Genomic DNA, 14,561 nt, shown 5'->3' on the forward strand with positions numbered 1-14,561 from the left:
GGAAATGATCAAAAGAGAATGGGAAATAGTCAAATCAAGAAAGGTGTAAAAGAAGGAACAGGAGAAAAGTAGATCCACGAGAAGTAGTGCAAAAAGACGGGGGAAATAGTCAAATATGGAGGGAAATGTTCAAATAAGCAAAGAACAAGTGCAAAAAAGCCGGAGAGAGGTGCAAATCCTCATGGGAAATGATCAAAAGAGAATGGGAAATAGTCAAATATCTTCACTTGAATCTACGTATATTATAAAGTTTCCATAGAAATTAACAGAAAAGAGAAACAATTAATAATATAATTGACAAGTCTGTAGTTAGTTTGTTATCTTTTAATCATTGTTTTAGTTCTCTACCAATTTAACAAACTAAAGGAAATGAGGAAATTTGTATGAATGCTGTTGTCATAGCTGTTCTCATTATGCTCATTCTTAGCTTATTCCGTGTCAACGTTGTTTTTGCTTTAATCACGGGGGCTCTTCTTGGTGGATTAGTCGGTGGGTTGGGTGTCGACTCAACGATTGCCGCATTCACTGAAGGAGTCGGCGGTGGAGCTAATGTTGCATTAAGTTACGCTTTACTAGGAGGATTTGCTGTTGGAATCTCTCGTACAGGCCTTCCCAATATACTAGTTGATTTTATTTTAAAAATGGTAGGAAATAGCCAACATTCAAAGGCGAAAAACTATTCTAAAGTATTTATTATTCTACTAATTTTTTTAATGGCTTGTTTTTCCCAAAATTTAATACCGATCCATATTGCTTTTATTCCATTATTAATTCCACCAATTTTACAAGTATTAAATGAATTGAAAGTGGACCGTCGTTTAATCGCAACGGTTTTAACATTTGGATTAACAACTCCTTATATTCTTCTCCCATTAGGATTTGGCCAAATTTTCCATGAAATATTAGCGACCAATATGGCAGATAGTGGGCTGAAAATTCAAATGGGTGATATTACAAAAGCGATGCTGATTCCTTGTCTTGGAATGGTTGTAGGGCTTGTCATTTCACTTTTCGTTTATCGGAAACCGCGTGAATATCGGGATGTTAAAGACTCTGTCACGAATTCTAACAAAGCAGAGTATACTTCTTTAACCGTTATTTTCTCATTCATTGCCATCGTTGCAGCTTTAGCAGTTCAAATTGTAACGGAGTCCATGGTGTTTGGGGCTTTAGCTGGAATTGCTGTACTATATGTAACAGGGTCGATTAGACGCAATGAAGCAGATGAATTATTAACAGATGGAATGAAGATGATGGCGTTTATCGGTTTCGTCATGATTGCAGCAGCTGGATTTGCGAATGTATTGAAAAAAACCGGGGATGTTGAGGAATTAGTTCATCAAGCGGCCAATGCGATTGGTGGAAACCAAACCGTTGGCGCACTTATCATGTTAATTGTTGGATTACTTGTGACAATGGGAATTGGGTCTTCTTTTTCTACAATTCCTATTATTGCGACCATCTTTGTCCCATTATCTTTGGAATTAGGATTTAGTCCAATGGCAACGATTGCTTTAGTGGGCACAGCGGCTGCACTTGGTGATGCGGGATCCCCAGCATCAGACAGTACATTAGGACCAACAGCCGGATTAAATGTAGATGGTCAGCATAATCATATTTGGGATTCCTGTGTTCCAACTTTCTTGCATTATAATATTCCACTCATCATTTTTGGCTGGATTGCAAGTATGGTCTTGTAGTTGGAAAATCAAATCTGTATCAATAGCCCATCCTTTTTTGGGAAAAATGCATATACAGTAATGTAGGCATTTTCTATAAAAGAGGAGGTACTCTAATGATGATGAGAAATAGACCTTACCCAGGTCAAAGATTCTTCTTTGGTGGTCCGTTTGTAGGGGGATTTCTTGGAGGTCTACTTGGTAGTGCAATCGTTCGCCCAAGGCCACCATTTTGCTATGGGTTTGGTTGTGGATATGGATATCCACCTTATGGAGGATACCCAGGGGGACCAGGAGGACCATGGGGATATCCCTATTACTGGTAATGACCTGAATAGTCAGCAACCCGTTTACTTGATGAAGCTTGTTTAAGCGAATTCAGTAAATGGGTTGCTTTTTTTGGGGGGAGATAATAGAGGGGGCTAACATTTCGTTTGTAAGAGGGCTCCTGAGCTAGCGGATGACCAGAGTAGATGTTTGGGATCCCTCTGATAGTTTATGCATCATGCTGGGTGAAAAGATTTGCGTATTTCCCACTGACATATGCATATTTCCCAATCAGATATGCGCTACTCCAGAAGCTATTTGCACTAGTTCTATGGAGATATGCACATTTCCCAAAATATATGCGTATTTCCCGAAAATATATGCGCCCCACCCACTGTTCATTGCACCCCACCCATCGATCATGGCCCACTCGTTCGGCCTCTCTGGTCCTAAACAGGGAGGGTCAGGTTCCCGGTCTTTTGCATATTTCCCACCGACATATGCATATTTCCCAATCGGATATGCGCAACTCCAGAAGCTATTTGCACTAGTTCTACGGGGATATGCACATTTCCCAAAATATATGAGTATTTCCCGAAAATATATGCGCCCCACCCATTGATCATGGCCCACTCGTTCGGCCTCTCTGGTCCTAAACAGGGAGGGTCAGGTTCCCCGGTCTTTTGCATATTTCCCACCGACATATGCATATTTCCCAATCGGATATGCGCTACTCCAGAAGCTATTTGCACTAGTTCTATGGGGATATGCACATTTCCCAAAATATATGCACCCCACCCACTGTTCATTGTGCAACATCACTGATCATTGCACCCACCCACTGTTCATTGTGCAACATCACTGATCATTGCACCCACCCACTGTTCATTGTACAACATCACTGATCATTGCGCCCCATCCACTTACAATAGCCCTACTCGCAGCCACTTATTTCCCAAAAATATTTGCACTAACCTCATGTGCTAGTTTTCCTGTCACTGCCCACGAGCATAGCCCCATGCCTCACTATCTCCACCTTAATTCCACGATAAGATGACAGCATTCGGCTGTTTGATCTTGTGATGCAAAGTTTAAATGCAATCCACCTGGGGTATAATAGATGGTTGGCGCTTGGGTGACTCCGCTATTTTTGACGAGTTGTTTCACCTGCTCTGTTTTGGATTGTTGGGCTGCATTCATTAGTTGTTTAGCATAATTTTTATCCTTTGACACTTTATTCAAAAAAATTTTTACCTCATTTAGTAGGATTAATGATTTTTGAGCAGATTGGATGAACTGGTTGGGATTTACGGCTGGATATTGTCGTATTCCTGAATAGTAAGGGAAGAGGGGATAAGTAGGGTAGTAGGGTGAAACATTTGTAGGGCTAAAATACCTTGTTATATACATATAAATCGTACCCTTTCGTTTTGTGAATTTCTCGTTATGAAAAATCTATGTCTTAACGATTTGATTTATTCTTTTTCTAGTGATCGTATTTTTGACGGAAAAACAACTCAAAAAATGGAAAAGGAAAGAGGATTTTTGAATATAAGAATCGAAAAGGAAAGGGAATGACTTTTTATGGAGGAGAAAAAAATGGAGACAAAAAAGCCTGAGGAAACATTAATTGGATTGCTTGGAATGGAATTTGTAGAAATTTCGAAAGGGAAAGTGGTGATGACGATGCCTGTGGATGAGCGCACATATCAACCACTTGGATTTTTACATGGGGGTGCATCGGTTGCTTTAGCGGAAACAGCGGCAAGCATCGGCACAGCCCATCTCATCGATCTAGAGAAAGAAATATGCTTTGGTTTGGAAATCAATGCGAACCATATTAAATCTAAAAGAGAGGGGATCGTGACCGCAACAGCTGAGGTCGTTCATCAAGGAAAAACAACGATGGTTTGGGATATTCGAATGAAAGACGAAGAGGAAAATTTAATCTGTATCTCCAGATGTACGATGGCGGTTGTTCCAAAGAAATCAAAGGAAAAATAGTCATTTTCGCTGAAAAACAAAGGGGCTGTCCGAAAAGTGGAAATTCCCAAAAATATAATAACCAAGAATGTTGTTATATCAAGGTTTCAAAACATGAAGAGGGGCATCCAAAAGTCGAAAATACGGAAAATACGACTTTCTGGACAGTCCCCCACATTAAAAACATTCTATTTTTCTTGTGCCTTTTGTTTACTACGTGCTTTTTTTAAATCATCCCGCACACTTTTATCCCACATTTTGACTCCGCTATTATAAGCGGCCCGACTAATGAGATGTCCTGCAACTGGTGATGTAATAAAAATGAAGGCAATCCCAAGAATGAGTCGAGAATTAAAATGTCCTTCATATAGATGAAAGTATAAAAAAGTAGCTAATAAAGTACACATGATTCCCAAAGTAGCACTTTTGGAAGCCGCGTGGTTTCTCGTATATACATCAGGGAGACGAATCAAACCAAATGCAGTGACGAGACTGAGAAAGGCGCCTAATATGAGAAATAGAGCGATGAAAAATTCAGTTATCCCGTTCACGTTCGATGATCTCTCCCTTCTCTAGAAATTTCGCAAATCCAGTCGTCCCGATAAAGGATAAGATTCCCAAGAGTAATATGACCTCAAGGAAGGCTGAAGTTTTGAGCAACATGGATACGAGCGCGACAATGGCGATTAAATTAATTCCAATCGCATCTAGGGCAATTACTCTGTCTGGAACGGTAGGCCCCTTAATCACCCGATAAATGAGACCTACCATTGCGATAGCTACACATACAAGGGCGATTTTTATGATTGTGATTAGCATGATCTGCTCACCTCCATGATGGCCTTCTCAAATGAGTTTTTAATGCCTTCAATTGCATCCTCTACATCCGGGACATCCATCGCATGAACGTACAATACTTTGTTGTCAGGAGAAACATCCAACACGAGTGTTCCCGGGGTGAGAGTGATCAAATTAGCTAATAATGTAATTTCCCATTCACTTTCTAACTCGGTTGGCAAAGCGAAAATTCCCGGCTGCATGTCAAGCTTTGGTTTTAATATCACTTTTAATACCGAAAGATTGGATAAAACTAACTCTCTCAAAAAAATAAGGGTTAATTTTATCACAGCAAACACACGGTACAGATAAAATCTCGAGTGAAAGAAACGGCGCATGGCATATACAATGACTAATCCAAGGATATACCCGACGATAAAAGTAGTTGCATCAAAAGATACTTGCAAGAACATCCATAGAAAGGCTAAAAAGAAATTTAATAATATTTGAAACGCCATAACACATTACTCCTTTAATACTGCATCGATATAAATTGTCGGATCCACTAACACATCAGTCGCTTGCGAGATCAATGTGTTCATGTATTCAGCGCCAACACCGTAAAATACTGCAGCTAACACTAAGATCGCACTTGGAAACCATAAGAAATGGACAGGCTGTCGATCTTCATTTTTGAAATCCTTTGGAGTTCCCCAAAAGCCATGGATGAAAATTTTTATGACTGAATAAAGAACGAGTAAGCTTGACATTAAGACAACGAGTGCCCCGACATATTCTTCTGCAGCAAAGCTTCCTCTTACGATTAACAATTTTCCGATAAATCCGCTTAACGGAGGGATCCCTGCTAATGCGAAAGCGGCAACTAAAAACGTCCATCCTAGTAATGGATATTTTTTAATCAAACCACCCATCTTCCGTAAATCACTTGTCCCCGTAATTTTGATCATAACTCCAATGAGGAGGAAGAGAGCGGCTTTGATGATCATGTCATGAATTAAATAAAAAACGGAACCTTTTAAAGATTCTTCTGTCATGACAGAAATACCAAATGCTATCACACCGACCGCAATAATAATATTGTAAATAATAATTTTTTTAACATCCCAGTAGGCAATCGCACCAATGACCCCTGCGATAATTGTGATGATCGCTAAAATCCCAAGTAACTGATGTGTATAACCTGTGTCATGATAAAAGAATAGGGTATACGTTCTTAAAATCGAATAGATTCCTACTTTTGTTAACAACGACCCAAATAAGGCGAGAATCGGTGTTGGAGGAGCGTAATAAGAACCCGGTAACCAAAAGTATAACGGAAAGATGGCCCCTTTTAGACCAAATACGATCAAAAACAAGACGGCAACGACAGTCAAAATGGCCGGCTGGTTTATTTCAGCAATTCTTCTTGAAATATCCGCCATATTTAGAGTACCTACAACAGAGTATAAATAAGCGACTGTGATCACGAAAATAGCCGATGAAATCACGTTAACGAGTATATATTTAATCGTTTCTCTTAGCTGAATTTTCGTACCTCCTATGACAATTAAGACGTAGGAGGACATTAACATCACTTCGAAAAAGACGAATAAGTTGAAAATGTCACCAGTCGTAAAGGCGCCGTTCACCCCTACTAACATAAATTGCATAACAGAATAATAGTAGTAACGTTCTCTTTCCACGCCAATGGAACGAATCGAATAGATGACGACACAAAGAGTAATCAAGCTTGTCGTCGTTACAAGAAGGACTGATAACATATCTGATACGAGTGTAATCCCAAACGGAGCCGTCCAATTACTCAGATTTAACGTTTGAATCCCTTCATTTTTAACGGTAAACAACAAAACGATACTGGCGATAAGTGTTGCTAGTGTTGATACTAAAGCAACGATTCTTTGAAGGACGACAAATTTTCCGATAAAAATTAATAAAATCGCTGTCAATAAGGGGATTAAAATGGGTAAAATCAATAAATTAATCATTTCCTTCGTTTCCTCTCATTTCCTCGACATTGTCTGTTCCTAATTCTTGGTAGGCCCTGTAGGCTAAAACAAGAAAGAAGGCAGTAACCCCGAAGCTAATCACGATTGCTGTTAAGATTAAAGCTTGTGGCAACGGATCCACATAGGCTTTGGCATTCTCGCCGAGTAGCGGAACCGTTCCTTTTTTCAAACCGCCCATAGATAAAATCAATAAATGAGCACCGTGACTTAGAAGGCCTGTCCCAATAATAATCCGTAACAAGCTTTTTGACAGCATTAAATAGACTGCACTGGCAAATAAAATACCAATGATGATTGCCATTAAAAATTCCATTATTCACTCTCCCCAATCGTTTGAATAATGGTCATTGTGACACCAATGACGACTAAGTACACACCTGTATCAAATAAAACAGCTGTATGTAAAGAAGTTTTCCCTAACAATGGCAAATGAAAGTATTCAAATGCATGTGTTAATAATGGGGCATTAAAGAATAACGCTCCCGTTGCTGTTCCCGCAGCAAATAATAAACCAATAGCGATCAAAATTTTAAAATCAAAAGTAAAAATCGTCGCAACCGTTTTTAAGTCGAAAGCGAGAAGTAATAATACAATCGCACCGGAAGTCATTAATCCTCCGATAAATCCTCCCCCAGGATTATAATGTCCAGCAAAAAAGATATGGAGAGAAAAGAGAATGATGATAAAGAAGATGACTTTAGCTGTCGTTTGTAAAATTAAATCATTTGTTTTCATCCTTCTTTCCTCCTTGTCAAGCGAAGTTTAATCATTCCGTAAATTCCTAAAGCAGCGATGGATAATACACAAATTTCAAATAACGTATCAAAACCACGGAAGTCTACGAGAATGACGTTGACCATATTTTTTCCGCCTGCTTTGTCATACGTATTTTCAATGTAATATTGCGAGATTGAGCTGAAAAGCTTGTTACTGTGAGCAGATATCGCAATAAGTGAAATAACTGCACCGACTCCGATTGAAATTAGGGCATTTTCCAATTTGAATCCCATACGCTCTTCTTTACGACTAATTTGCGGCAGATGGTAAAAGCAAAGTAAAAATAGCGCAACGGAAACTGTTTCAATGACTAATTGCGTTAGCGCCAAATCTGGTGCACGGAAAATAACAAAGAATAGTGATACCGTATATCCAACCGCACCTAAAGAAATAATTGAAGTAAGTCGTGATTTTGCCACTAAGATCGTGACAGAGCCAGCGACAATTAAGAACGCTAAGATGATTTCATAGACGCCAATCGGAGCTAAATTACTAGTGTCCATTTTAAATGCATCTTTGTAAACAAGTGTGTACGATAAGATGCCAATAAAGAAAATAAAAATATAGACTAAGTAAGTTCGAATAAACCCAGTCATATAGGTGTTGGTTAAACGATTAGATCCTCTTTCAGAAAGAACCATTCCACGATCATAAAAATGATTCAATGTGAGACGATCAGGCATTAAATCATAAATTTTAGTCCATTTTGAAAGAGTTAGATAAAGAACGATCCCAACTGCAATTAAACTTAACGTCATAAATAACTCTGGTGTGAAGCCGTGCCAGGCGGAAATATGAACAGTAAAGGCTTCACCAGGCGAAAGCAATGACGGTAAAATCGAAGCGACCGCTGGTTCAATAATCGTATAAGATAAAATATTGGGGAAGAAACCAAATATTACAACTAATGAAGCAAGAATAAGTGGGGAAATCAACATACCCAATGGTGCTTCATGTGGTTTCTTTTCTAATTGATCTACTTTCAATTTTCCGGTAAATGTTTTAAATACGAGAATCATACTGTATAGGAAAGTAAAAACACTTCCGATCCATGCAAGAACCGGGAAGAGAATGCCCCAAGTTTCTAAATGGAAAATATCCATATTCAGAACCGATACCATTCCTGTAAAGAACATCTCTTTACTTAAGAATCCGTTAAACGGAGGAAGTCCAGCCATTGAAAAGCTGCCAATAACGGCAATCGTAAACGTAATAGGCATCACACTCATCAGTCCGCCAAGCTTACGAATATCACGAGTTCCTGTTTCATGGTCGACGATCCCCACCATCATAAATAGACTACCTTTAAATGTTGCATGGTTGATTAAGTGAAAGACAGCGGCTAAAGTGGCAATGACAAAATAATTATCATCTAAATAATCATAATGAAGAGCAGCTGCTCCAACCCCAAGAAGCGACATAATCAACCCAAGCTGACTGACAGTTGAAAACGCAAGAATCCCTTTTAAATCGGTTTGTTTCACCGCATTAAAAGAACCCCAGAAGAGCGTAAAGATTCCGACAACACCAACTACCCACATCCAAACACCTGAGAAGGCAAAAATAGGACTTAACCTAGCAACTAAATAAATTCCTGCTTTTACCATGGTAGCTGAATGAAGATAAGCACTGACAGGAGTAGGTGCTTCCATTGCATCAGGAAGCCAAATGTAAAATGGGAACTGAGCAGATTTTGTAAAAGCTCCTAATAAAATTAATAGCATCGCCGGAATAAATAGTGAATGATCTTTTATTTGATCCACTTGTCCAATTAATTCCCGAATACTGAAGGTGTCTCCCATTAAAGAAAGCAATAAAAAGCCCCCAAGCATGGAAAGTCCTCCAAAAACAGTAATAAGCATGGACTTTTGCGCTCCATACCGAGAACGCTCCTTATGATACCAATAACCAATTAATAAAAAGGAAGAAATCGATGTTAACTCCCAAAACATATAGAGAGAAATTAAATTATCGGAAAGAACAACCCCGAGCATCGCGCCCATAAACATTAATAAATAAACATAAAAATTATGTAAGCTCTCTTTTTCCTTTGAAAGGTAGTAAATAGAGTACAAAACAACTAATGCACCGATTCCAGTAATCAATAATGAAAAAAGCAAACTCAACCCATCTATGTAAGCGGTTAATTCAATTCCTAATGAAGGAATCCAATCAATCGATTTCTTAATGGTTTCATTATTTTGGGTGATCGGGAGAAATTGCAGAAAATAGGCGAAGAGCACTATTGGTAAAATTAGAACAAACCATCCTGTATGAATCTTGCGGAAAGCTTTATATAATAAAGGAACAACCACAGCCGCTAAGAAAGGAGAAAAGATGGCCAAATGTAATAAAGACAAAGAATATCCCCCCTAATGATTGATTAAAAAAAGATAAACAATGAAATACAACAATCCTCCTCAGGTAAGTAGATAGTAGCATGAAAATATTGGTAGTTGACACTGTTGAGGATTAGGTAAATCGTCGTCCATGCAACTTTATTGTTAGCGCTCATAGGAAAATGGATTGAAAGCAGAATGTTTTTTGAAAACTAATCATTCTTTCCGAAAAGCGAACATAACCTCTACTGAAAGTTTCCCCTTCATACCGTAAACAATCCGTGCTTCTATCTCTCCGAAAAATGAATAAAACCTCAAATGCATTATAACGCAAATTACAAGATGTTGCATGGGAGAAGAGGACAGGGGAAGGAGGGATTCAAAAAAAGTAATAAATATGAAGGAACAGGGGAAAAAAGAGCATATTCCGCATAAAAAATATTTTTTTCACCACACTATTTTTAGGTGGTGATCGATGTGAAAGCGAAAATAGTGACATGTGTGACAATATTTATTATTTTATTTGTAGGAGCTTGGTGGTTTGACAGTTATTTTGGACAAAAATTTGAAACGGAAATCAACCTAGAGATCCAACCCCTTTCAACAGACCTATTAATAGACCAAGAAGATCATGCTATACCATTCCAACCAAGACAATATATCCGAATCGAAGACATACAAATATAGACGAAAATGGTTTATATTTCCCAAAATAAAAAAATCTCTTGTCAACGAACTATTGCTCTTGCATAATTAATATGGATGTAAAAGACAGGAGAGTTCTAAATGAAAATCAAAAATATTTATTTCACTGGATATTTACCCTTTATTTCTATTTTACTATTTAGTTTATCCTTATCTGTCTACTTTCAAAGTTTTCTACTAGGGATTTTTAAGAAAATCGGCCTATACAATGGAATGCTAGAATTTTTTACAGAGACAGAAATGAAACTAACGATGATCCTTGGATTAATGCTTGTATTTTTTATGATTTTTTCAGCACTAAAACTCGTCGCCGATACAATTAATCAGCTTTCCTTCTTATTTTTCTCCAAAGATACAGAAGGAGAAATCATAAAGGCAGCACGTATGGGCACCTTGATCTATTTTGTTGGATCATTGATTTCTTTACTCAGTATCGCATCCGCCATAGGAATCGCCATTATATTTGTACTTACTACACTTTCATACTTTGCATACTTTGTATACAAAACAAGCTCTTCCTTCACAACCCCAGGATTAATCGGAATCATCTGCTTTGAAATCATCGTTTGGGTCCTATTAATCGTCCTTATCATTTTCATAGTTGCAAAGATTTATAATAGTCTAATGAGCGGATTGCCAGTGTAAGAGATTAAGAGAAAGAAAGACCGGGGAGCCCCCGGTCTTTTTTGGCGTTTTGAGGGAAAGAGAGAGAAAGAGAGGGAAAGAGAGGGAAAGAGAGGGAAAGAGAGGGAAAGAGAGGGAAAGAGAGGGAAAGAGAGGGAAAGAGAGGGAAAGAGAGGGAAAGAGAGAACGATTGTGAAAATGTGAGCAAGCGCGAGGAAGAATGATAATTGCCCATTTCCCAAGTCGATATGCTCATTTCCCAAGAGGATATGCGCCAGTACGAAGAGGAATTGCCCATTTCCCAAAATATATGCCTATTTCCCGCGAATATATGCGCAACTTCAGAAGATATATGCACCACTCGACTGAACGTCACTGACTCATAAGGAAGCGGGGACGATCCCAGGGTTTTGCCCATTTCCCAAGTCGATATGCTCATTTCCCAAGCAGATATGCGCCAGTATGAAGAGGAATTGCCCATTTCCCAAAATATATGCCTATTTTCCGCGAATATATGCACAACTTCAGAAGATATATGCACCACTCGACTGAACGCCACTGACTCATAAGGAAGCGGGGACGATCCCAGGGTTTTGCCCATTTCCCAAGTCGATATGCTCATTTCCCAAGCGGATATGCGCTAGTATGAAGAGGAATTGCTCATTTCCCCAAATATATGCCTATTTCCCGCGAATATATGCGCAACTTCAGAAGATATATGCACCACTCGACTGAACGTCACGTATTTTATGGGCCCAGGCTTTTCCTCCATCTCCTCTTGATAAATTTCACAAGTTAATTTTATCCACAATCCACCTACATCTTACCAAATAATGAAAAAAGAAGACTGCAACTGTGGCAGTCTTCTTTTGGCTGTTTATGTGACTATAAAATTAAGAAAGATGGATAATCATTGCATAATTCTACGCCAAATCATGATATTGGGTTGTGATCTTTCAAGGTAAGTAATGCCGGATCCTTTATCTTTTCCGACCCAAACGGCGGCAGTATAGCGGTCAGTTAAACCAGCAAACCAGAGATCTTTTGCGTTGTTACTTGTACCTGTTTTACCTCCGACATATGCGGCTGCAAGGTTCGCCTTTCTTCCTGTTCCGCTTTGTACAACGGCGGCTAGTAACTCGCGCATTTTGGAAGTCGTTAAGGAAGACCATACTCGAATAGGTTTTTCATCCCATTCGTATAATACTTCCCCGTTCAGATCTGTCACTTTTTCAATAGCACGTGGCGGTACATAGGTTCCATCAATAAACGAAGTGTAAGCCCCGGCCATTTCAAGAGTGTTAACTGGTATAGCCCCTAATGAAGCGGCGGGTACCTTTTCCTTTTCACCGACTCTTTCGAATTCGAATTTGTCAAGATAGGCAAAAGCATCTTGAATACCTGTTTTCATTAATAATCGAACAGCAGGAGTATTATACGAATTTGCTAGGGCAGTTTTTAGTGTGACCATTCCGTATTCTTTTCCACTATAGTTTTTCGGGCACCAATTTCCTAAACAATACCCATTGGCATTCACTGTGCTATAGATGGATGGTTGATATTTATCAATATAAGGTCCATAATCTAATAACGGTTTGATCGATGAACCAGGATGTCTAAATGATTGGAATGCCCGGTGGAAATCAGTCTTATGAAAGTCCTTTCCACCAACAATCGCGCTGATCTCTCTGGACTGATTATCAACTACTGTCGCTGATCCTTCCACACTTCCGGACCATGCTAGCACGTTGCTTACAGCATTTTCTGCTTTTCTTTGTAAAGCTGGGTTTAGGTTTGTATGGATAATAACACCAGAAGATAACACTTCTTCTACACGTTCAGAAAGTTCTTTTGATATTTGTGCTTTTTGATTTGTGTCAGTAGTTTTCTGTAATTTCTCTGTGAATCCTTCTTTTGTAGCAATAAGTCTTTTCATTTCATCTTCAGCATAAACGGAGTAATTTGCAAAATTATCCACTCTTTGACGAATGTTTAATTTAATTTGTTCATTCTTGGCATCAACTGCTTCTTGGTGCGTTAAAAATTCCCTTTTAGCCATTAAATCGATTAAATGTTCTTGGCGTTTTTTCGTATTTTCGAAATGACGAATTGGATCGTATAAAGTTGGGTTATTAGGAATCGCTGCGATAAAAGCCATTTGTGCCTTTGATAATTCCTTTACATTTTTTTGGAAATAAAATTGTGAGGCTGCCTCAACCCCGTAAACACCATTTTGAAAGTAAATAGCGTTAAGATAAAGGTTTAATATTTCATCTTTAGAAAGCTTTTTCTCTAATTCATAGGCATACAATACTTCTGAAATTTTTCTAATATACGTTTTATCAAACGATAAGTATAAATTACGAGCCAATTGTTGGGTGATGGTACTGGCACCTTGCTCAATTCCATCGGCTTGTGAATTAATCATAAGTGCACGCAGTACAGCTGCAGCATCAATCCCTACATGCTCATAAAAATGTTGGTCTTCAGATTGCAGAAATACCTCTTTTATAAAGGAGGGAATATCTTCTTCTTTTAAGACAATTCTATTGGGTTGAAAGTATTCTAAAAAAGTATTGCCATCTTGGTCTACCATTTTACTTGCTTGCGGGAGTTTAACTTCTTTAATATTAATCTTTTCTTCTAGTACTTTATCAAAGCTTTGTACTTTTTGAGATTCCGCGTTGGCAAAGTAAAAAATAAAAATGGTTAAAGGAAGTAATAAAATAATTAAAAAATAACCAAAAATAGTCCTCATTCACATACCCGCCTTTTCTGAAGGGTGCCAGGCACCATCCATTTTTTTACATATTAATTTGTCGCTTGTCACCTTTATACAGACGCCTACGCTATTATTCATCCATTTTCAGCTTCTAGCTACCCAAGTTTAAAGTTCATCCTTTCTGTGATAAGAGCGCCACGTCCAGGCTGGCCATTTGCTTGTCGGAGCTAAAGCAGTCGCCTCCGCATTTTATATTCGCGGTTGAATTATATTACTTGATTGAAGGAAAAATGACAGAAATAAATCTTTCCTCACCATCATAATGCAAAGGGAGGGAAGAATAAAGTAGTAGTTGCATAGAAAATAGGAAGATCTTGTCTTTTTTTGTTTTCTTCTTAGAAAAAATACCTATAAATTGTATCATGTTTGCTTTAATCGAAAGTATCATTTTGTTTTATAGGGAAATAGGAGTGTTAATGGACGAAGCTTTTCCATTTTACCGGAAAATGATTTTAATGGAATGGAAAAATCATGATATCCTAGATTATTCACCGACAAATACAAAGTTCCACTGAAATGCTGACTTACCGGCTTTTCAGTGGAATTCTCTTTTTCACTTATTAGATGAAAAAAGAATCCATTTCTGCTAAGGTTATAACGA

General features: G+C 38.3%; 15 protein-coding genes. 5 read left to right on the plus strand and 10 right to left on the minus strand.

Features of this window, described 5'->3' with window-relative positions; all coding sequences use genetic code 11:
- Positions 1-383: 383 nt before the first annotated feature.
- Together J2S13_RS14745 and J2S13_RS14750 are read left to right on the plus strand one after the other, a co-directional pair.
- Entirely contained in the window at positions 384-1,700 is a 1,317-nt protein-coding gene (locus J2S13_RS14745; RefSeq protein ID WP_307258601.1) for a Na+/H+ antiporter family protein, read from the plus strand.
- A 95-nt stretch (positions 1,701-1,795) separates the two neighbouring features.
- Complete coding sequence (locus tag J2S13_RS14750; RefSeq protein ID WP_370874046.1) at positions 1,796-2,005, plus strand: hypothetical protein; 210 nt, start codon at positions 1,796-1,798, stop codon at positions 2,003-2,005.
- Between the two features lie 967 nt (positions 2,006-2,972).
- Here J2S13_RS14750 and J2S13_RS17045 read toward each other — a convergent pair.
- A complete protein-coding gene (locus J2S13_RS17045; RefSeq protein WP_503128657.1) occupies positions 2,973-3,356 on the minus strand; it encodes a YuzC family spore coat inner layer protein in 384 nt (127 codons plus the stop codon).
- 189 nt (positions 3,357-3,545) lie between these two features.
- On the opposite strand from J2S13_RS17045, the gene J2S13_RS14760 reads away from it, so the two are divergent.
- Positions 3,546-3,950 (plus strand): hotdog fold thioesterase, encoded by a 405-nt coding sequence (locus tag J2S13_RS14760; RefSeq protein ID WP_307258603.1) that lies wholly within the window; start codon positions 3,546-3,548, stop codon positions 3,948-3,950.
- A gap of 167 nt (positions 3,951-4,117) precedes the next feature.
- Here J2S13_RS14760 and mnhG read toward each other — a convergent pair whose 3' ends face one another.
- The 7 genes from mnhG to J2S13_RS14795 are packed head-to-tail and all read right to left on the minus strand — an operon-like array spanning position 4,118 to position 9,870.
- Positions 4,118-4,480, minus strand: coding sequence for a monovalent cation/H(+) antiporter subunit G (mnhG, locus tag J2S13_RS14765; RefSeq protein WP_307258604.1), 363 nt, complete (start codon positions 4,478-4,480; stop codon positions 4,118-4,120).
- Positions 4,464-4,748 carry a Na(+)/H(+) antiporter subunit F1 gene (locus tag J2S13_RS14770; RefSeq protein ID WP_307258605.1) on the minus strand — a complete coding sequence of 95 codons (285 nt, stop codon included), beginning with the start codon at positions 4,746-4,748 and terminating at the stop codon, positions 4,464-4,466. The genes mnhG and J2S13_RS14770 overlap by 17 nt, the downstream gene beginning before the upstream one ends.
- Positions 4,742-5,224 (minus strand): Na+/H+ antiporter subunit E, encoded by a 483-nt coding sequence (locus J2S13_RS14775; protein ID WP_307258606.1) that lies wholly within the window; start codon positions 5,222-5,224, stop codon positions 4,742-4,744. The genes J2S13_RS14770 and J2S13_RS14775 overlap by 7 nt, the downstream gene beginning before the upstream one ends.
- Before the next feature lie 6 nt (positions 5,225-5,230).
- Positions 5,231-6,712 carry a Na+/H+ antiporter subunit D gene (locus J2S13_RS14780; RefSeq protein ID WP_307258607.1) on the minus strand — a complete coding sequence of 494 codons (1,482 nt, stop codon included), beginning with the start codon at positions 6,710-6,712 and terminating at the stop codon, positions 5,231-5,233.
- Positions 6,705-7,046: a Na(+)/H(+) antiporter subunit C gene (locus tag J2S13_RS14785; RefSeq protein WP_307258608.1), complete on the minus strand. Its 342-nt coding sequence runs from the start codon at positions 7,044-7,046 to the stop codon at positions 6,705-6,707. Before J2S13_RS14785 ends, J2S13_RS14780 begins: the two co-directional genes overlap by 8 nt.
- A complete protein-coding gene (locus J2S13_RS14790) occupies positions 7,046-7,468 on the minus strand; it encodes a Na(+)/H(+) antiporter subunit B (RefSeq protein WP_307258609.1) in 423 nt (140 codons plus the stop codon). Before J2S13_RS14790 ends, J2S13_RS14785 begins: the two co-directional genes overlap by 1 nt.
- Complete coding sequence (locus J2S13_RS14795) at positions 7,465-9,870, minus strand: Na+/H+ antiporter subunit A (RefSeq protein ID WP_307258610.1); 2,406 nt, start codon at positions 9,868-9,870, stop codon at positions 7,465-7,467. The genes J2S13_RS14790 and J2S13_RS14795 overlap by 4 nt, the downstream gene beginning before the upstream one ends.
- Before the next feature lie 456 nt (positions 9,871-10,326).
- On the opposite strand from J2S13_RS14795, the gene J2S13_RS14800 reads away from it, so the two are divergent.
- The gene (locus J2S13_RS14800) at positions 10,327-10,536 is read left to right on the plus strand and encodes a hypothetical protein (RefSeq protein WP_307258611.1); all 210 of its coding nucleotides are present in this window, start codon (positions 10,327-10,329) and stop codon (positions 10,534-10,536) included.
- A gap of 99 nt (positions 10,537-10,635) precedes the next feature.
- A complete protein-coding gene (locus tag J2S13_RS14805) occupies positions 10,636-11,199 on the plus strand; it encodes a DUF5366 family protein (RefSeq protein WP_307258612.1) in 564 nt (187 codons plus the stop codon).
- Between the two features lie 889 nt (positions 11,200-12,088).
- On the opposite strand, the gene J2S13_RS14810 is transcribed toward J2S13_RS14805, so the two are convergent.
- Both J2S13_RS14810 and J2S13_RS14815 read right to left on the minus strand, forming a co-directional pair.
- Positions 12,089-13,936: a transglycosylase domain-containing protein gene (locus tag J2S13_RS14810; RefSeq protein ID WP_307258613.1), complete on the minus strand. Its 1,848-nt coding sequence runs from the start codon at positions 13,934-13,936 to the stop codon at positions 12,089-12,091.
- A 408-nt stretch (positions 13,937-14,344) separates the two neighbouring features.
- The coding region (locus J2S13_RS14815) for a hypothetical protein (protein WP_307258614.1) at positions 14,345-14,561 on the minus strand (217 nt) is incomplete at its 5' end.

This window comes from Oikeobacillus pervagus (assembly GCF_030813365.1).
In the GTDB taxonomy this organism is placed as follows: domain Bacteria; phylum Bacillota; class Bacilli; order Bacillales; family DSM-23947; genus Oikeobacillus; species Oikeobacillus pervagus.

What these genes read in the sequence shown, in the direction of transcription:
- J2S13_RS14760 (WP_307258603.1), top strand. Translation starts at nt 3,546, where the DNA reads ATGGAGACAAAAAAGCCTGAGGAAACATTAATTGGATTGCTTGGAATG.
- J2S13_RS14785 (WP_307258608.1), bottom strand. Translation starts at nt 7,046, where the DNA reads ATGGAATTTTTAATGGCAATCATCATTGGTATTTTATTTGCCAGTGCA.
- J2S13_RS14770 (WP_307258605.1), bottom strand. Translation starts at nt 4,748, where the DNA reads ATGCTAATCACAATCATAAAAATCGCCCTTGTATGTGTAGCTATCGCA.
- J2S13_RS17045 (WP_503128657.1), bottom strand. Translation starts at nt 3,356, where the DNA reads ATGTATATAACAAGGTATTTTAGCCCTACAAATGTTTCACCCTACTAC.
- J2S13_RS14805 (WP_307258612.1), top strand. Translation starts at nt 10,636, where the DNA reads ATGAAAATCAAAAATATTTATTTCACTGGATATTTACCCTTTATTTCT.
- J2S13_RS14750 (WP_370874046.1), top strand. Translation starts at nt 1,796, where the DNA reads ATGATGATGAGAAATAGACCTTACCCAGGTCAAAGATTCTTCTTTGGT.
- J2S13_RS14780 (WP_307258607.1), bottom strand. Translation starts at nt 6,712, where the DNA reads ATGATTAATTTATTGATTTTACCCATTTTAATCCCCTTATTGACAGCG.
- J2S13_RS14790 (WP_307258609.1), bottom strand. Translation starts at nt 7,468, where the DNA reads ATGAAAACAAATGATTTAATTTTACAAACGACAGCTAAAGTCATCTTC.
- J2S13_RS14745 (WP_307258601.1), top strand. Translation starts at nt 384, where the DNA reads ATGAATGCTGTTGTCATAGCTGTTCTCATTATGCTCATTCTTAGCTTA.
- J2S13_RS14775 (WP_307258606.1), bottom strand. Translation starts at nt 5,224, where the DNA reads ATGGCGTTTCAAATATTATTAAATTTCTTTTTAGCCTTTCTATGGATG.
- J2S13_RS14810 (WP_307258613.1), bottom strand. Translation starts at nt 13,936, where the DNA reads ATGAGGACTATTTTTGGTTATTTTTTAATTATTTTATTACTTCCTTTA.